The organism is Legionella maioricensis (assembly GCF_023618015.1).
In the GTDB taxonomy this organism is placed as follows: Bacteria; Pseudomonadota; Gammaproteobacteria; order Legionellales; family Legionellaceae; genus Legionella; species Legionella maioricensis.
The window spans coordinates 30,186-49,037 of record NZ_JAJKBJ010000018.1; the positions used below are offsets into that span (position 1 = coordinate 30,186).

The window sequence follows — 18,852 nt, forward strand, 5'->3', positions numbered from 1 at the left end:
ACTTGTTACCCCGAAAACATTAATAAGGAAGTTATGTATCAATTAAAATTTTTAACTTTTTTTACCTGCGGCAAAAGTAAATCAAGAACAAATCAATATGAAATGTATGACTACAATCCTAAATATACTCAGTCAGCCTCAGACCCTCTTTTGAATAAAATTTACGCAAATGACAATCAATTATTTGGAGAAGCTCGAAGTTATCGCATAAGAACAGATAGTGAAGGCCTTTGCACCCTTATTCCTAATCATCAACGCATTAACAAAGAGCCAGTCAGGGAAGTGTCTCCCAAAGATTTGACCTATGTTTTTGTCATTATACTGGATAAAAAAACCAATCAATTACAATTGAGAATTGGCGAGGGAAGTCATCATCTTGTTGCAAATAAAGCAAAAAAAGTTGTTGCTGCAGGTACCTTACGTTTTATAGATAAAAAATTAGTCGAAATAACCAACCAATCAGGGGCTTATCATGTGGATATGGAAGAATTGAGTCAAAAAAAACAAGATAGATTCTACCAATCCTTAACTCGCGCATTAAATCATGTTAATTTGCCTATCGACAAATTAGTTCTTTTTAAAAAAGAAAAAACTGAAGAACCAGCAGGTTCTTATAATTTTTAAGCAATTGATAATGAGTTATTTTAATGGAAACAAAAAAAGAGAAACATTGGTCAAAGATCGAATTTTTACATCAGAATGTAAAAAATCCTAATATTCATATCAAAGGGCAACACAGCTACTATAGCGATGCCTGGACAGGAAGCTTTGAAGAAACCGTTGTAAGATATCTTTATGGTGATGAATTCAGTTTAAACAATTGGACGCCTCAATGGGATATTGATCAACTCTATATCGGAGACTATGTCTGTATCGCTGCCGAAGCCATTATTATGTTAGGCGGTAATCATAATCACCGGATTGATTGGTTTAGTTTATATCCTTTTGCCGATAAATACGTTGATGCGTATGAAAAAAGGGGGGATACAGTAATTCAAGATGGTGCCTGGCTTGGAATGCGTGCAATGATTATGCCGGGTGTAACGATAGGAGAAGGGGCAATTATTGCCGCTAATACTGTAGTTACCAAAGATGTCGCCCCCTACAGCATTGTTGCAGGAAGTCCCGCCCAGCTCATTAGAAAACGCTTTGATGATGAGGTTATTAAACGAATCATCAAATTAAAAATTTATGAGTGGAATGAAGAAAAATTTAAAGCATTAAAAAATTATATCTGTGGGAATGACATTGATGCTTTGGAAAAGGCAAACCAGGAATACAAGCAACAGATTAGTTAACTCTCTTATGCTATTTACAAGGATCCTGGCGGTAGAAATGAACTAATAATTCATAGACCGCTGGGTAATATTGTTTCATTATTAGCGGTTTCTCGAAAAATAGTTCGCTAAACACGGCAAAAAATTCTCCCGCTGAGGTTGCTGCGTAAGCATCAATAGGGATAGGATCATGATGTTTCAGACGCATTTCAAAATCAACATAGGCATGGCTAAACACGTCCGTCCATTGTTGACTGGACATTCCCTTATGAAGCGGTGGAAAACCATTAGCTTTACCATTTAACATATCCAGCTTATGAGCAAATTCATGAATTACCACATTTCGGCCATCAATGTCACCACGATGTAAGCTATCATCCCAAGATAAAATAACTGGTCCCCGTTGCCAGGACTCTCCACTTAGATTAGCTCTGCCCTGATGCACTATCCCATATTCATCCGTTTCTTTGTGCTGTCGTGAAAATGCGCTGGGATAAATGACAACGGAAATCCAGCCGTCATACCACTCCAGGCCCAGATTTAAAATAGGAAGACAAGCCTGCAAGGCAATATATACTCGCATGGCAGTAGTTATTTCCAGATCGCCAATACCCTCTAGCGATTTGCTGTGAAGAAATAAAATAGCGAGCCGCTTTAGTCTTGCTTTATCCTCCTCAGTCAAACGTTGCAATACAGGGAGATGACGAAAAGCATCCTGCCATTCTCCATCAGTAATAGGCGAGCGCTGAACAATGCGCTCATGCCACCAATTTTTTAACCAATGAAACATCATCACAATCCTTGCGATAAGGTGAATAGTCCTCTTTTCAGTAACATGCTACTTCGGATAAATCATTAACTAAAATTGAGTCATCCGTGTTAGTAGCAGATGATGTTGTGGGGGCAAAAAATCGACTATGTGAGGCAATATAACTTGCCCCAGCCGTGACCATACTGCTTCCAATCGCGAGCAAACTCTGATTAGGCACTAACAAGGCGAATAGGATAAAAACGCAGCCAACTCCAACTGCTAAAACACTCAGAAAACTGAGAAGAAAAGATACATCAGACGTATTTTGTTGCGATATTATAATGGGTTCCTGGCATACTTCATCAGTTAATAAAGGTTCAAAATCATTTAATTCAGCATTGAAAGTAAATACTTCTCCTGTTTCAAACGCATAAATCCATGAATGTATTGTTATTTCATTTTTATCCAGTTTTTCTTTGACACAAGGATATTGTTTCAGATGTTCCACCTGGAGTAACACGTTTTCAGCAATAGCCTTCTCAAGAAGAGTAGCGCCGGTATCCGCATTATAGGTATCAATTAATTCTTCTCGCCGTGGAGCGTGATTTAGCCATGTTTGGACCACAGGCATACTCTTTGTTGTTTCAGGTTGCAGAAGACCTTTCATGGCGCCACATTGAGAATGCCCGCAAACAATAATATGTTTGATATTTAAGGCAGTGAGCGCATATTCAATGGTGGCACTTTCGCCCCCCTGATCCGGATAGCTGGGAATAATATTACCTGCATTGCGAATAACAAAAATTTCTCCCGGTTGAGACTGAGTTAATTGACTCGGTATGATACGAGAGTCGGAACAAGTGATAAAAAGAATCTCCGGATTTTGTCCTAATCCCAAGCGTTTGTATAAGGTCTCGTTCGCTTTAAAATCTTTTTGATGAAATTGGCGTACGCGCTGTTCTAATAGAGCCACAACTATCTCCGATATTGTTATTGATTAAGGCCAAGATATACAGTAATAATAAATAAAATATACAGTGATATTTTTATATTTGATTCCCTTAAAATACCTATTTGGTTTGAATTAGTGGCTGTTCGCCATTCATTTTTAAAACAATATTTTTGATTGTACATTAAATTTCTGGCTTTCATTATCAATTTATTTTTCGTATCAGGATGCCCTAGCTTCATAATCTTATTAGCATCAAATAAACTTTTTTTTCTACTATACTTTATAAGGAGCAAGTCTTAATTAATAAGGAAATTATCATGTTATACATTATCGGTTGGCTGCTTGGTGTTCCTCTGTCTTTGCTTATAATCATTTGGTTACTGACACATATTTAACATTGATAGGGAGTTATCATGACTAAAGAACGTTCGATCGTAACTGAAAGGGAATATCCTATTCATCACCATTATCGTATTTGTTGGTCCTCAATATTTGCTGGGACTTTTGTTGGATTAGGGCTGGGATTCTTGCTGCACCTATATGGCCTTGCTATCAGTTTAAGTGCCTTTAGTTCTTCACCCAATGGGGCTTCAGTCATTGCAATTGGCGGATTCCTCGGGATGTTAGTAGGTGTAATAGCATCTATGGCTACAGCTGGTTTTGTGTCAGGTTATTTAGGGCGCTACCATTACCATCATATTAAAGGTGGAGTAATTTATGGCTTTGTAACATGGAGTCTGATTTTATTAATGAGCGTCATAATTGCAGGACCGGTAATGCATTACGTCTCATTAAATAAAAACTATGTAACCGGATCTACACTATCTGATACCTCAATAGTTAAAGTCACCAATGAGACGACCTCTCCACGTATAAAACATGACAAAAAGACAAATTCATCCGTTGCTGAAATCACGCCTACTGAGTTAGCGTGGAGCGGGTGGATCCTATTTGCATTATTTTTTGTGGGCGCACTATCAAGCTGTATAGGAGCTTGCTGCGGTATGCAATGTAAGAGAGAAGAGACTTTACCTCCTACAAATCCACTCTAAGAAGAGCATCCATGGGCGCCTGCCGAGATCATTAGACCTATAAGCGATGATGGTTTCATAAAGCGAGCAGGCTCGTGCTCATTGGTGAAACCTGAAGCAGGTCTTTAACTCCCTTAATTTACGTAGGGTTTTGCAAGTATACACAGAGTTATCCACAGAAATTGTGGGTAACTAATGAGAGTAAATATTATTAAAAAATAGCGATAAGCCTTATATAACAAGGTATTTAAAAAAAATATAAGGAAAAATAATTAAAATAAGGAAGGAAGACTAATTAAATATCCACAAGGAATTATATTAAAGACAATGGATATCGGGTCGAACATCTTAACAAAATAATAATAAAAAAACAGTATTGACTTCCATTATTTTTAAATTTTTTTAAATAAAGAAGAAAACAACACATTTCAGTGAACAGCCGAAATTCTTATTTACCCTAATTCAAAGGAAGTAATACCAAAAATTTGTTTCTTTGCTAATTGAGGCTCTTCTTTTAAATACATTCTTGCGGTGGCAAAAACTTTAGTCATTTTATAATGCTTAACCAACTCTATTGCCAACGGATTATTTTCAGGAATATCTAAAAAAATAACATTGCCTTGGGCATATTGTGCCAATTGATAAAACAAAATGTTTGCAATTTCTGGAGTATCTGCAAATAAAGGTCCAATTTTATATCCATACTGGCACGTTCTGATGACGCCATAACCTTTAAGTTGCTTCTCTTGTACAAAACCCAAAGACATACTTTGTTTTTGTTGTATCCAACACTTAAGAAATTGAGGGCGAGAAGCAGGAAAGTGTAAACGGTCATAATCACATAATTGGGAAAAATCAATTTGAGCGATCGGGATGATATAAGCGTTAGAGATAATTTGGTGGGGCATTTTTTCCAGACGGTAACGAGCATTATTATGCGCAAATTGATACCCTAAACGGGCATATTTATCCAGCATAGGGATTACGCCATCAATACCAGCATTACGGTGTCCAATATAAGCTAATCGTGCGCGAGTTAGCTCCAAACCATAACCTTGATCCCGATAAGGTTCAGCTACAATATAAAAACCACAAAAAGCAAAATACTCATCATAAATAACAGCAGATCCTACCGCGATCGTTTGGCCATTGAGTTTTCCAGCAAAGAAGCCTTGGGGATCGGTCTGATAAAAACAGTCGGCATCATATAAGCCCGGATTCCAGCCTTCTTTTGCCGCCCAGGACACAGCTAAACGAACTTCTTCTTGATTCATCCGTTCAATATGATACTGTTCACTCATGATGAACCTCTTCACGTCTTTAAATTAAGTATAGTTTGGGGTTATATCAAACACCAACCAAGACGCCATGCTTAACATTTACTCTAAATAGTAAGTTTCTTTAACTGGACTTTAGCCATTTTTAAAAGAGCATCTAAATCTGCCGTCTTTGCGGACGAAGTGAAGTTGATCCAGATCGATACTTCGTTAAAAATCCGTATTGGATTGCTTCACTTCGTTCGCAAAGCCAGTATTTTGTACTAATTTATGAATGGCTAAGTCAAGGGCTAATTTATCACTCATGCGAATGGGTCGTTGTTTCATTATTAAATTGTGAGTACTAAGAAAATGATCTACATTAAATTATTAAATTTTCAAACTGAATAATGATTGCCTGTTGTTGCAGTTAATTCATAGGGAGAAGTTGATGACGGAGTGGTGGTTTGTAGTATTTACAATATTTGTTGCGTTTGCTTTTGATTTTATCGATGGTTTTCATGATGCAGCCAATTCGATCGCCACCATAGTTACCACCAGAGTACTAACCCCTCTCCAAGCTGTCATCTGGGCCGCTTTATTTAATTTTATTTCTTTTATTTTCTTCTTTAAATTGGCAGTAGCAGCAACAGTAGGCCAGGACATTATAAGTCCTGACTTCATCACCACAACGGTAATTTTTGTTGCCTTATTTTCAGGTATTGTCTGGAATTTAATAACTTGGTATTTTGGTATCCCTTCAAGTTCATGGCACGCATTGATCGGAGGGTTCATCGGCGCTGGTTTTGCAGTTGGCGGATTCTCAGCCCTGGTATGGGTCGGCATAATCAAAACGGTAGTGTCCATTTTTGTTTCTCCGGTATTAGGTTTTTTTATTGGCTGGGCATTGCTTTTTATATTTCAAAAATCATTAAAACGACGTAAATGGAATTCGCAACGCTTACAAAAGATTTTTGGCCGCATTCAATTTATATCAGCAGCCGGATTAAGTATTGGTCATGGCGGTAATAATGCGCAAAGAACAATGGGAATAGTAACCGCCTTGCTTTATTCCGCTCATATGATTAACGGTCCTTTCCATGTACCACTCTGGGTTATTTTGTTGAGCAATTTTATTATTGCCTTAGGTACACTATTTGGTGGATGGCGTATTGTAAAAACGTTAGGAGAAAAAATAACCAAATTAAATACCGTAAGTGGTGCCTGCGCTGAGGGCGGAGCCGCGGCAACAATTATAGCAGGAACTCTTTTGGGTATTCCTGTTGCTACCACTCATACAGTGACTGGTGCTATTACAGGAGTTGGTGCAGCCAGTGTTTTTGCGCGTTCAAAAAATTACATCCTCACTCAAATTACCTTTGCCTGGCTGCTTACATTACCTATTACCGCAATCATGTCCTATTTACTGGTTAAGCTTTTATGAGTTATTTATGAAAAAAAACAACCAACGTTCTTCTGATGCCCTTTTAGAGATTGCTAATAATAAAGATTTAGACGGAGAGATAACTTATCAACGCATTATAGATACCCTTGGAGAACGGGCTTTTGGAATTGTCCTGCTGTTTTTTGCTTTACCCAGTGCCTTACCTTTTTCCGCTATCCCCGGCGTTTCTTTTATTTTTAGTGTGCCAATACTATTGTTCGCATTTCAAATGATATTTGCCAGAAAAACTTTATGGTTACCGAAAATCGTCGCAAATCGCACTATTCATCAAGAGGCCATTGCAAAAATTATTCATACTGCTACACCTTATATAATAAAGGTAGAATACTTTTTGAAACCTCGATGGCCCTTTATGAATAGTCGCTTTATGGAAATAATGAATGGAGTCGTTATTTGTTGTTTGGCTGTTCTCTTAATGTTGCCCATCCCATTAAGTAATTTTATTTTTTCATCATTACTAATCATTTTTGGTATGGGATTGATAGAAAAAGATGGGCTCTTCATTCTGTTAGGCTACATTGGCGCCATTTTTTATATCTGTTTCATTTATATGTTTATTATGAAAACAATAAGCTATTTGTTTCATTGATCCCTCAATTTCTACCCTGCTTTAGCTTACTGTTTTGATTTGCTTTTTAGTGAATGGTATTCTTTAAAATGAATTCACTTGAGGGGAAACAATGAAGATCTTGGTCACTGGCGCCTCAGGATTTATTGCGTCACAAATTGTGACTGAGCTTATAGCTTCTGGACACTCAGTCACATGCTGTGTCCGTGATCCATCTTATGCAAAGAATCTATTCCCCACGGCTACTGTTATTCCTTGTGACTTTATCAACGATAAATCCACGCCCCTCTGGGTTGAGCGATTAAAAAATATTGATGTAGTGATTAATTGTGTAGGAATTCTCTATCATCCCAATAACCAAGTAATTTGGGCTGTTCATTATGACACACCTCGTGCATTATTTGACGCTTGTGTGGCTGTCGGCATAAAAAAAATCATTCAAATCTCAGCGCTTGGCATTGAGCAATCTGATGTAGCCTATGCTACAAGTAAAAAAGCAGCTGATGATTACTTGCTTACTCTGCCTGTAAAATCAATTATCTTACGCCCTTCTTTAGTTTATGGGTGCGGCTCTTATGGCGGGACCTCTTTATTTCGCGGTCTTGCAGGACTTCCCTGGATTACTCCAGTCCCCGGAAAAGGAACGCAAGAATTTCAACCCATTCACCTTGAAGATTTATCTAAGGCCATCATTAAACTCATTCAGCTACCCATTGAACAAAGTGTAATATTTAATGCCGTCAGTACCAAACGAATCAGTTTAATTAATGTCTTAATCCAAATGCGGGCCTGGCTCGGTTTTGCAAAATCAAAATTAATTTTTGTGCCACTGAAATTAATTCATTTAGGAGCTCTCTTAGGGAATTTAATTCCTTATTCAGTCTTAAATACTAGTTCCTATAAATTGCTCATTCAGAATAATGTGACCAGTTCTGAAGAGACACAAAAATTTCACGATGCTATTGGTTTCATTCCTCAGGAATTTACTACAGGACTTTATAGTCACCCCAGTTCGGGGCAAGATCGCACTGCGGCAAAACTGTATTTTCTCAAACCAGTTTTAAAATTCAGTCTGGCCTTCATTTGGTTATTCACTGCAATTTCCTGTTTATTCTTTTACCCTAAATCGGCTTCCTATGCCTTATTGGGACAAATTGGAGTCAATACGTTTTGGCAGCCCATTTTATTCTACGGTGCTTGCTTTATTGATGCCGGAATAGGACTTGCTCTGTTATTGAATATTAAACCCAAAAAAACAGGCTTACTACAAATCCTGATCATTTCAGTTTATAGTGCAATACTCACGTGGAAAATTCCCAATTTATGGTTTGAACCCTTTGCACCATTGGCAAAAAACATTCCACTTCTGGCTGCTGTCTTAATTTCTCTTGCTTTGGAGTCTGATCGATAATGCTTTACCTGTGGCTTAAATTTATTCATGTCATCAGTTCAACAATCCTGTTTGGTACCGGTATAGGAACTGCTTGTATCATGTTATATGGCCACCAAACCAAAAACACTCAAGTGATTGCCGCTACCACTCGCTATGTCGTCACGGCCGATTGGATTTTTACTGGCACATCCGGATTTCTTCAACCCCTGACTGGACTTTGGATGGTTTATTTAGTGGGTTATCCCTGGACCTCACTATGGATTATGGGCTCCATTATCGGGTATTTAATTGCCGCTTTTTGTTGGTTTCCAGTAGTATACCTTCAAATTAAAATGCGCGATTTTGCTGTTGAAGCAGACCAAAATAATGCCCCCCTGCCCCCTATCTATTTCCGCTATTTTAAATATTGGTTTTATTTGGGTTGGCCCGCTTTTATTAGCTTAATCGTCGTTTTTTACTTAATGACTAACAAACCCGCAAGTTTTTAAACGAAAATAGACCTCGTATGCCCAAGCAATAAGGCCTTCCCCAAACTCCTGATTTTAAATAAGCGATGAAGCTCGCCAGCCGCCAAATAACTCTTCTAATCGTTTAGCCACGGCAAGGGCAATATCATCTCTCCATGCTTTGGCAACCACTTGTACCCCTATTGGTAATCCTTCTTTAGAAGTACCACAACGCACCACAGCTGCAGGCCAGCCGGTTATGTTATACGGCAAGTTATAAGTAAGATCGTAAGCCAGATCAAAACCTTCTGTTGCTGCTATTTTGTTTTCATATAAATTGGCAGGAGTGGTCGCCGCCGGACAGATAATGACGTCATAATGACGCATAAAATCCATCATGGAATATTTGAACTGCTCCATGGCCACTATGCGTTGACGCAATTCTGTTACTGAAAACTCACAAGCTTTTGCTCTATCTAAAATAGCTTGAAAAGGAGCAGCGACTTTAGTGACCTGCATTCGCTGCATTCGGTCTCTTAACCATTGCCCCCGATCCCCGCCATAAAAAAATAATTCCTCAAATGCAGAATAGCTTTCTTTACTGACATGCGGATAAGCTTCTTGAATACTAAGAACCTCATCGCCAAGTGCCATCTCCACCTTTTTAATAACGGCAACGATGTCATCCCTTGGTGTTACTACCCCATTATTTGTGTAAATCGCTACTCGTAAAGATCTTAAATTAACACGCAAAGGATCCTGTAAGATTGCTGGAAAAACATTAGGATCTTGTTCGTCGGGGCCTGCCAAAATCGGTAAAACATGGATGAGATCTTCTACATAGCGGGCAAGAGGCCCCTGTGCCTCTACGTAATTAAAAATACCTAGTCCATCAGTAGGAAAGTGTCCTGTGTCAGGAATTAAACCGCGCGTCGGTTTTAATCCGGCGATACCGCAATTATGAGCCGGTTGGCGAATACTGCCACCACTATCGGCACCAATTCCCAAATACGATCCGCCAGCAGCAATTATTGCTGCTTCACCACCACTGCTCCCACCAGGAGAGCGTCCTAAATCATAAGGATTGTTAGTACGACCATACAACGCATTCTCAGTATCATAAGACATAGAAAAATCGGGAATGTTGGTAATTCCTGTTACTATAGCTCCTTCAGCACGCAATCTGGCAACCACGGTTGCATCTTCTGTTGCAACCGCATTCATTGGACTTTGGGTTCCATAAGTGCACATAAAACCTTTGACTTTACGTGCATCTTTGATGGTAATAGGTAAACCATGTAATTTTCCGAGCGGTACCTTATTGGCTATCGCATCATCCGCGGCGCGAGCTTGCTTTAAAGCCTGTTCAGGAGAAAGCTGTTGTACTACAGCATTAATAGACGGATTAACTTTGGTGACCTGCTCTAAATGGGCGTGCATTACCTCCTGGCAGGAAATTTGTTTTTTTTGAATAAGTTCAAGTACTTTTTTTGCTGAAAAAATGGCTAAATCCTGCATGATTAGAACTCCTTATCTAAAGCCAAGTCCAAATTTATGTTTTTAATCACTGAAAAACGTATTCTAACTATAAGGGAGTCAAAATTAATACGCAAACCCCAACCACCAGCGCTAAAATGGAATAATTTTCTTTAATTTTTAAAAGGAGCACGGCTATTAATAATCTCTTAATAAAAAAAGTTTACAATCCACTTCATATTTAAAAACAACGATTTGATGATCACGATGAGAGATTGTTACGGTAGAAAATTTAAGAAAGAAAATATTAAGAATAAGAACGCCATTGGTTTTGTAGAACTGAAATCTATTGAAGAATTTTCAACCGAAGAACTGCGTAGAAACGCTGTTCTTATCACTGATCATAAAAATGGGGATAAACTGTATTTATTGTCCGATCTTCAAGAGATCTTGAAGGCAAATAATTACTGCCGTTTAGAGGATCCGCTCACCAGACTAGATATTCTCGATCAAGTACCTGACTTTCAAGTCGCTATTGAATTTGAACAACAAGCAGCCCATTATAATGCCAGTATTTTAGATAAAAACCCGGAGTTTATCCCTTTATTAAAAACTTATGTGACAGAAGTATTACACATAGCAGATGAACGAGCATTCCGCGACACAGCTAAAGATGATATTAGAGCGAACAGGAGTGAAGAGTTAGATAGATTTTATACAGCAATCGCTAATTTTTCCGAGGAAGAAAGAAATGCCTTTTATTCTTTATTTCTTACCAATCGCAGACCCTATAACCAAGGACACCTTTGGAGTTTCCCTGCTAAATGGGATCTCGATACGAACAATCCAATAGAAAGCAATATATACCGTTACGCAATATCACATAAGCAGTACACTCCTTATTCCCATCGCAATGTACTGGTCGGTGATTTCATTAGAGATCCAGAAGATGCCTGCATGCATTCCTGGGGAATGGATGTTTTGCATCTGTTGCTAGAATATCATATTGGAACAAATCGTCCCTTTAGTCTCTTTGATGAAACGAATCCTGGCTCTTTGGCCATGGAGCAGGAGCTGCGTCGTAGAATTGAGCAAGTACTCGTCCCCGGATCTTTGAATGCTCAAAAAGGGCAAGAGGCTTATGAAAAAGTAAAGCATGTAGTTAATTCAACAATATCGAATCCAGAGCCGGAAGAACAGGAAGAGTATATTCCTCATCCCAAAGTATTAAAGCTGGAACAGGCCTGCACGAAATACATGGATTATATTTTATCAAAACTGGATATTGAAACAGACGGTAATTATCCCTTACCCGATGAATTGGATACTAATAATGCTCCTTTGATTGCAAAATATCGGGCAGTGTATGAAATGTATTCTTTGCTGAGCGAAAATGACCCCGATGTAGACAATGATGAGCGCCTCACAAAATTTACTGAGCTTTATAATCAAGAAGCACGACGAACCACTATTGCTGCACATCGAGATGGGGTGGGCATCAGATTCTTAAATATTGTGTTTTCTTTGTTGACTTGCGGGGTGAAAAACCTGATTACTTATTATGCAACGGAGGGTTATTGTGGCTTTTGGAACTCTAGAGGAGCAAATTTAAACAAGGATATTGCCACCATTTTAGAAAATACCCCTACCCAAGCTTCCTTGAGCTAATTCCCCCTTGAATTTTTTATAATCGCAGCCCGTATTAGCATCGTGTAATACGGGTGTAAGCATTCACGATATATGTATTTCGTCATTGCGAGCATTGGCAAAGCAATCCAGAATGGTGCTTCGTTGAAAATCGGAGCTGGATTGCTTCACTTTGTTCGCAATGACGGCTATTTTTTATCTGGCTCTCAAATAAGTCTTATTCTTCTTGTCTCAAATGATCATACGCTTCCTAATTCCGATTCCCATAACTATCATTATTTATCCACTGAAGTAGGATTACCTGGAGGCACCAAATCGATGCTTTCAGGTTTAAGAAAAAACGCTAAATTTACAGAGTCATGAGCATCGCTCAAAGGATCGAATCTATTGTTTGAGCTTGTATTGTCAATCGAACTGGCAATAGACTCAATCCCATCATCCAGTTTTATTTTATAGTTTTTAGTTAGACCATAGATAACTGCCTGGTGAGAATAGCGTTCTAATTCCCTGACAAGTTCCAGGGTTCTCCGATAAAACAATCGTGCTAACATCCCTCTCGTATTTGAATCCAGCTGATGTAAGACTTTTTTAAACTCCTGAATATCAAATTCATTAGATGAAGTTTCGCTAAAACATGCTAAAGAAGCATAAAGCACTTTTAGTTTGTCTTTTCTTTGTTTACGTCCAATAAAATTCCAAAATCGTTTAGGATCTTCCTCCATTTTTTTTATATAACACCTCAACTCCGTTTTTAGCCTTCCTAAACTATTAGGTAACGTTGATTGAAGTATTTTTCTTTGTTCGGCAATAATTCTGTCTCGTGTTCCCTGTAATCTTGCGCCCTCTTCTAGCCACGAAGAATCATTCAGCTCACCTTCACCAGCACCGAGAAAATGCAACATGCTTAGGGCATTTTCATGCAACGGTATTGAGTTTCTTGATAAAAATGCCTTGTGTAATTTATAGTGATTAAATGAAAAAGGCTGCACTTTTTCATAAAAGTACTTGGCGTTAAAAAAATAATCTTTGAATAAAGACTTGGCAATGGCAATAGGTCCTGTCGTACACACAACAATTGATCTTAAATAAAGGGAATGCTCTTTTTTCATGAAGACGGTAATTAACTGCTCATCAGGCAGCTCTAGCATTTTTTTAATTTCATGATACTCATTTTTAAAGAACATCCACTTAATGAAACTCAGTTGCTTTTTAAGATTTTTTCTTAATCTTTGAATGACAGAGGCATTAGATTCCCTGGGAGAGTTTTTATTAAAATCCAAAAATTTATCTTTATTAGTCATTACCTCATTAATATAAGCTCTTAGTTGACGAGAACCCATTGGATTTGTTGAGGAAAAAATAGATTTTGATCGGGCAATATAAATCGCCTCTGACCGATTACGCATAAAATTCAAAAGGTACATATTAATGTAGCGAAGCAGAAAACCTCCTCGTTTAAATGCTTGCTCGGTTTTATCTATAAAATCATTAGTATATAAACCTAAAACGTGAAGGAATCCCTCCTGTATCTCTTCGATTTGTTTTTTTGCTGCAAGGGGATCGACTACTGCAATGCAATCATTATTAGAAAGGATGATTTCCGTATTGCCAATTTTCAAACTCCCTATGTTTAACAATAAAGGAGTATCGACAGCAACCCGTGGAGGAAGTTGTCTGGTATCTACAGCAACGTCAAAATCAGTATACGTTCCCAGGCTATAAACTGCAGACAGCCAACGAATAATGTCGCTGGCAACGGCTAAACTGCCCCCTTGACTTAAATGAGTCATTTCATCTTGGTAGTACTCATATAATTTCTGTTCATTCACTGATTTGAGAGAGCTTTCCAACTTCTGAGCATCAACAGGAGTAATTTCATGCTCACTACAAAAACGGTGTAGCTCTGCAAGAGCATGAGGGGTTAATAGAGATGAGTCATAAACCAAACTGATTAAATCCTTTGGATTTTTATCACGGATGGTGATTAATCGCATCTGATTTTCATCATTCATAAAGACATCGGGTTTATTGCTAAACCAAATTTTTACGTGATGATGTGGATTGTATAGATAGCCCCGATTTTTCGGATTTAACATATATTCCCTCTATAGCTCCGTGGCGGTTACTTCAAAGGTAAATAATTGAACATAATACGATACAAGATATTAACTGTAAAATGGATCCCTGAATGTTTCAATATCCTGTCCCAAAGAACAAGTCAAGCTAAGCCAATTTAGGTCATGTCCTTCCAATATTTACCAAACGTAAACCTACGTTGCCAAATATTTCTTCATATTAGATAATCAAGGAATATTTATTGTTGCTATATTAAAAGGAATATTCGGGTGAGGCGATCAATTTTTGTAGGGTTCTTTGTTAGCTGTTTTTTCAATCAAGTAGCTTGTGCCGACCTGTTACCCATAAAAATTGATGCGCTAATCAAAAAACAATTACCGCATGCGACGATTGGCATTGTGGTTAAGGATGCAAAAACAGGAGAGGTCATCTACCGTCAAAATTCAGATAAATTATTATCCCCTGCAAGTAATGTAAAATTATTTACTGCTGCCGCTGCCCTGTATCACCTAGAGCCCAACCATCATTTTTTGACCACCCTCTCCCAAAAAAATCAAAATTTTTATATTACGTTCAGTGGCTCCCCCTCCCTAACCATTGATAATTTTACGGATTTATTACTTAATCTGAAAAAAAACAATATCAAAAAAATAAACGGAGACATCATTTTAGATACTTCACGGTTTAAAGCCCCTTATTACGCAGGTGGCGAATCTTATGATGATCTTGGATGGTATTATTCTGCACCAGATACTGCGGTAATCTTAAATGAAAATGCTGAAGCCTATGAGATAATCAGTGCAAAAAAATTAGGACAGCCGGTCACCATAAAACCCAAATCTGAAAAAAATTTAACGGTGATCAATCAAGTCATTACAGTAAACAAAGAACAGGAAAAAAATCATTGCAATTTGAGTATCGACATTCAATCAAATAATACATTGCGACTCTATGGCTGTATGGCGCAACAAAACGAACCTAAAATGATTCAATTAGCCATTCCCGATCCTCTTTTTATGGCAAAAAAAATTATCCAAAAAACTCTAAAACAAAATAATGTGATTTTTAAAGGCCGTATCATTAGTGGAACAACGCCACCTGATGCCAAGATTATTGCAAGCTATCAATCCAAGGATTTAACTGCACTGATTGCTCATATGCTTAAAGAGTCTGATAATCTCTATGCGAATAGTTTAACCAGAGAATTGGCTTTTTCTTTAACTAAAGAAGGCAGTTTTAAGCAAGGTGCTTTTGCCATTAAAAAGATATTAGGAGAACACACTAACCTGGATATGACTCAAATTGAGTTAACCGATGGCATGGGAACCCGATATAATTTGATCACTCCCGAACAAATTGTGGTACTGCTTACCAATCTTTATAATGATAAAAACATGCGCCCCATAATTATGGAAGCCTTACCTCAAGCCGGGGTATCAGGGACCTTAGTCGATAGAATGAAAAAAACGACGCTGGAGAAAAAGGTATTTGCTAAAACAGGCTCCATGCATGACATTTCTTCTTTGTCAGGCTATATAATTGATCCCCAAGCCAGATCACTGATTTTTTCCATTGTAATCAATGGGGTTAATAAACCGCTTAGTACAGCAAAATCTCTTGAAGACCAGATACTTCTTACCATTGTGGAACACATCTCGGCAGAACCTAAAATTGAAAATGCATATGGGTAAGAGAGCAAGGAAAAACGTCATCTCGAGCACAACGAGAGATCTCCCGAATATTTAGGAGATCCTTCATCGCCCCATCAGGATGACAAAAAAATTCTTAACTAAATGAGTGCCCATTCTCACTGATTATTCTATTTAAATTTCGGCAGAGGATATTCAGGAGCCAAGTCCATAGCCAATTGCTGCCATAAGGCCACACTGAAATTCTCATTAGTTAAATCGCCGGGCTTCAAGGTGTTAAAAGCAATAAATACTATGCCTTTTTCTGGTAAAACAGCAAATATACCGCTATATCCGCCAAAACTGGGGTTTTGAATCAGCCAGTGATTTGCAATAACAAATCCCATAGCGAAATACAGGTCGCTTCTATTTCTTCCCTTTCCCACAGTGTCTGGAGCCCTTAATATCTGGAGGGATTGTTCTGTCAATAAGCTCCCATGCATCCAGGCATTTGCCCATAGCCCTAAATCGTTGATGTTAGAAACCATTGCCCCAAAAGAAGTCCAGGAAGGATCCCAGAAAGTCGCATCCTCGTAAACTGACCTGTCTTGACTAAATGAATGCAGGACGGGGGACGGAATACTCGCCGTTCTGCGAAACAGAGTATTATTCATTTTCAGTTTAGCCAAAACAGAGGACTGAAATAATTCATGCAGCGGTTTATTACTTACCTTACTTAAAATGCTGCTGAGGATGACGTAATCCGTATGTGAATATGCCTGGTTCATGCCGGGCTGAAATAACGGCGCTTGTATCATTGCGTAATCAAGCAATGATTGGTCAGACCATTGCTTAAAAGGATGATTGGTTACCTCATTAATAAATTTTTTATTATAAACATAGTCAGAATAACCACTAGTACAATTAGCCAACATTTTTAAAGTAACACGATTCGCATTAGGCAGGTTGGGGTACCAACGTGCTACTTTATCATCAAGGCTTATTTTTTTTTGTTCGACCATCTGCATCAGGATTGTTGTTAATATAGTTTCTGTTACCCCGCCAATTCGAAAGTGCATGTCAGTAGTTGCAGGAACCGCAGTCATAGATTCCCCGACCGCATTAATACTGATAGGTACTCCATTTACCCACAGACCATAAATCATGGCCTTAACTGGTTTATTTTTTATAAACAGCTGAATTTTATTATTTATTCCAGATTGAGTAATGCCAGCATAAACATCTGTTTTCAGGGTAATTAAAAACATAATGATTAAGATATTTAGTGCGACAGCGCATAGTGATTTCATTATCGTCCTTTTTTAGTTGCTCACTTTAAGTCGCTTGGCCTCTATCCTATATTAAAAAGGCCGACTTGCTTATGACACTGTTACTACCCACTGAATACAGTTTAGTTCCAGTGGATAGTTAGATTACTTACTCGACAGAGCCTCTTCTATCTTGGCCAGATGCTTTACTAAAGCCCCTTTATTGCTTTCCAAAACTGTAGTGGCATTTTTAACCATGCGATTTTGTAGTTCTTGATCGGTGTGTAGTTTGATAATGGCATCAATTAACTCGTCCGCTTGACTAACCAGCTTAATGGCCTGCGCTTCCTCAAGATCCCTGCAAATAGTTTTGAAATTATGAACCTGATTACCACTTAAAACGGGAACATTCATTGCTATGGGTTCTAAAACATTATGACCGCCAACGGGCACCAGGCTCCCGCCGACAAAGGCAAAATCACTAATCTGAAATAATCCCAGAAGCTCTCCCAAACTGTCTAATACCACTACCTCATTTTCAGGAGAAAGGGTATTCAAAGCACTTCTCAATCCCGTATTAAATCCTGCTTGAGTACATAATTGATAAACTGTTTGAAAACGCTCCGGATGACGTGGCGCAATTAATAGAACCACTTGAGGAATGGCTTTTTGTAATCTTTTCAAATGCGACAAAATCTGCGACTCTTCATTTTCATGAGTACTCGCAGCAATTACGGCTATTCGATCAGCGCCCCAATGTTCTTTTAATTCTTTAAATTTGGCGCTATCAACAGTATGAGTCTGTAAATCAAATTTGATATTACCTAATACGTGAACCAGTTCTTCTCGGGCTCCTAACGCGATAAAACGTTTCGCGTCATCTTCACTTTGCGCTAAAATGGCTGAAAATTGATTTAAAACCGGTTTAAATAAAAACTTAGCCTTTAGATATCCGTTTAATGATCGCTCTGATAAACGCGCATTGGCGAGCAATAAGGGCACATGTGCTGCATGGGCCTGATAAATCAGATTGGGCCATAATTCAGTTTCCATAATGACGCCGATTTTTGGTTTTTGCTGTTTAAAAAACCGTTTAAGTACTCCAGGAAGGTCATAGGGAACATATCTATGGGACACTTTATTGCCAAAACGTGCCTGAACTCGTTCTGACCCTGTCGGCGTCATCGTCGTGATTAAGACAGACCAATGCTTATCCAACATCGCATCAATTAAAGGAGTAGCCGCAATAACTTCACCTAAAGAGACGGCATGAACCCAAACATCAAACGTTTTATTCTCTTCCTTGCCAAGACAAAAACGTTCCATTATTCGCTTTCTATAGGCTGGCAAACGTCTGCCTTTCCACCATAAGCGAAATAACAAATATGGGGTGAGTAAATACATCAGAAAAGAGTAAATAAAACGCATAAATCAATACCAAATAAAAAAGGGACAGTATATACCCAAAGCAGGTACTTAAGCGATATGTTACAATTTAATTAGGATCTATTATCCTGTACTTGGCAATGTAACAGTAACGAGGATGGCTACTCTTCGGTGGATAAACTGTTACAGTAGCGTCAACGGCCAAATTCAGGTTTAATAACTGGTTTTTAAA

Annotated in this window: 16 protein-coding genes; 9 read left to right on the forward strand and 7 right to left on the reverse strand. The window is 38.3% G+C overall.

Annotated elements, in window-relative coordinates:
• Positions 1–33 precede the first annotated feature (33 nt).
• Entirely contained in the window at positions 34–624 is a 591-nt protein-coding gene (locus tag LOX96_RS13245; protein ID WP_250422578.1) for a hypothetical protein, read from the forward strand.
• 23 nt (positions 625–647) lie between these two features.
• Positions 648–1,298, forward strand: a complete 651-nt coding sequence (locus tag LOX96_RS13250) for a CatB-related O-acetyltransferase (RefSeq protein ID WP_250422576.1) — start codon at positions 648–650, stop codon at positions 1,296–1,298.
• A gap of 10 nt (positions 1,299–1,308) precedes the next feature.
• Here the strand turns inward: LOX96_RS13250 and LOX96_RS13255 are convergent, their stop codons facing one another.
• The gene (locus LOX96_RS13255) at positions 1,309–2,070 is read right to left on the reverse strand and encodes a M90 family metallopeptidase (protein ID WP_250422574.1); all 762 of its coding nucleotides are present in this window, start codon (positions 2,068–2,070) and stop codon (positions 1,309–1,311) included.
• 34 nt (positions 2,071–2,104) lie between these two features.
• On the reverse strand, positions 2,105–3,001 hold the full coding sequence (locus LOX96_RS13260) for a carbonic anhydrase (RefSeq protein WP_250422571.1): 897 nt from the start codon (positions 2,999–3,001) through the stop codon (positions 2,105–2,107).
• A gap of 392 nt (positions 3,002–3,393) precedes the next feature.
• Between LOX96_RS13260 and LOX96_RS13265 the strand changes: the two genes are divergently transcribed.
• A complete protein-coding gene (locus LOX96_RS13265) occupies positions 3,394–4,032 on the forward strand; it encodes a hypothetical protein (RefSeq protein WP_250422569.1) in 639 nt (212 codons plus the stop codon).
• Positions 4,033–4,463: 431 nt separating this feature from the next.
• On the opposite strand, the gene LOX96_RS13270 is transcribed toward LOX96_RS13265, so the two are convergent.
• Complete coding sequence (locus LOX96_RS13270; protein ID WP_250422567.1) at positions 4,464–5,312, reverse strand: GNAT family N-acetyltransferase; 849 nt, start codon at positions 5,310–5,312, stop codon at positions 4,464–4,466.
• A gap of 406 nt (positions 5,313–5,718) precedes the next feature.
• Between LOX96_RS13270 and LOX96_RS13275 the strand changes: the two genes are divergently transcribed.
• From LOX96_RS13275 to LOX96_RS13290, 4 genes are all read left to right on the forward strand, one after another.
• The gene (locus LOX96_RS13275; RefSeq protein WP_250422565.1) at positions 5,719–6,711 is read left to right on the forward strand and encodes an inorganic phosphate transporter; all 993 of its coding nucleotides are present in this window, start codon (positions 5,719–5,721) and stop codon (positions 6,709–6,711) included.
• Positions 6,712–6,718: 7 nt separating this feature from the next.
• On the forward strand, positions 6,719–7,321 hold the full coding sequence (locus tag LOX96_RS13280) for an exopolysaccharide biosynthesis protein (RefSeq protein WP_250422562.1): 603 nt from the start codon (positions 6,719–6,721) through the stop codon (positions 7,319–7,321).
• Between the two features lie 91 nt (positions 7,322–7,412).
• Positions 7,413–8,711 (forward strand): NAD(P)H-binding protein, encoded by a 1,299-nt coding sequence (locus tag LOX96_RS13285; protein WP_250422561.1) that lies wholly within the window; start codon positions 7,413–7,415, stop codon positions 8,709–8,711.
• Positions 8,711–9,181, forward strand: coding sequence for a DUF2269 family protein (locus LOX96_RS13290; RefSeq protein ID WP_250422559.1), 471 nt, complete (start codon positions 8,711–8,713; stop codon positions 9,179–9,181). Before LOX96_RS13285 ends, LOX96_RS13290 begins: the two co-directional genes overlap by 1 nt.
• 54 nt (positions 9,182–9,235) lie before the next feature.
• Here the strand turns inward: LOX96_RS13290 and LOX96_RS13295 are convergent, their stop codons facing one another.
• Entirely contained in the window at positions 9,236–10,657 is a 1,422-nt protein-coding gene (locus LOX96_RS13295) for an amidase (protein ID WP_250422557.1), read from the reverse strand.
• Between the two features lie 225 nt (positions 10,658–10,882).
• Here LOX96_RS13295 and LOX96_RS13300 point away from each other — a divergent pair, with 225 nt between their 5' ends.
• Entirely contained in the window at positions 10,883–12,283 is a 1,401-nt protein-coding gene (locus tag LOX96_RS13300) for a hypothetical protein (protein WP_250422552.1), read from the forward strand.
• Between the two features lie 254 nt (positions 12,284–12,537).
• Here LOX96_RS13300 and LOX96_RS13305 read toward each other — a convergent pair whose 3' ends face one another.
• Complete coding sequence (locus tag LOX96_RS13305) at positions 12,538–14,358, reverse strand: glycosyltransferase family 88 protein (RefSeq protein ID WP_250422548.1); 1,821 nt, start codon at positions 14,356–14,358, stop codon at positions 12,538–12,540.
• A gap of 249 nt (positions 14,359–14,607) precedes the next feature.
• On the opposite strand from LOX96_RS13305, the gene dacB reads away from it, so the two are divergent.
• On the forward strand, positions 14,608–16,029 hold the full coding sequence (gene dacB / locus LOX96_RS13310) for a D-alanyl-D-alanine carboxypeptidase/D-alanyl-D-alanine endopeptidase (RefSeq protein ID WP_250422545.1): 1,422 nt from the start codon (positions 14,608–14,610) through the stop codon (positions 16,027–16,029).
• Positions 16,030–16,157: 128 nt separating this feature from the next.
• Here dacB and LOX96_RS13315 read toward each other — a convergent pair whose 3' ends face one another.
• Together LOX96_RS13315 and waaA are read right to left on the reverse strand one after the other, a co-directional pair.
• Positions 16,158–17,276, reverse strand: a complete 1,119-nt coding sequence (locus LOX96_RS13315; RefSeq protein ID WP_250422543.1) for a serine hydrolase domain-containing protein — start codon at positions 17,274–17,276, stop codon at positions 16,158–16,160.
• Between the two features lie 123 nt (positions 17,277–17,399).
• Positions 17,400–18,662 (reverse strand): lipid IV(A) 3-deoxy-D-manno-octulosonic acid transferase, encoded by a 1,263-nt coding sequence (gene waaA, locus LOX96_RS13320; protein WP_250422540.1) that lies wholly within the window; start codon positions 18,660–18,662, stop codon positions 17,400–17,402.
• Positions 18,663–18,852: the final 190 nt, after the last annotated feature.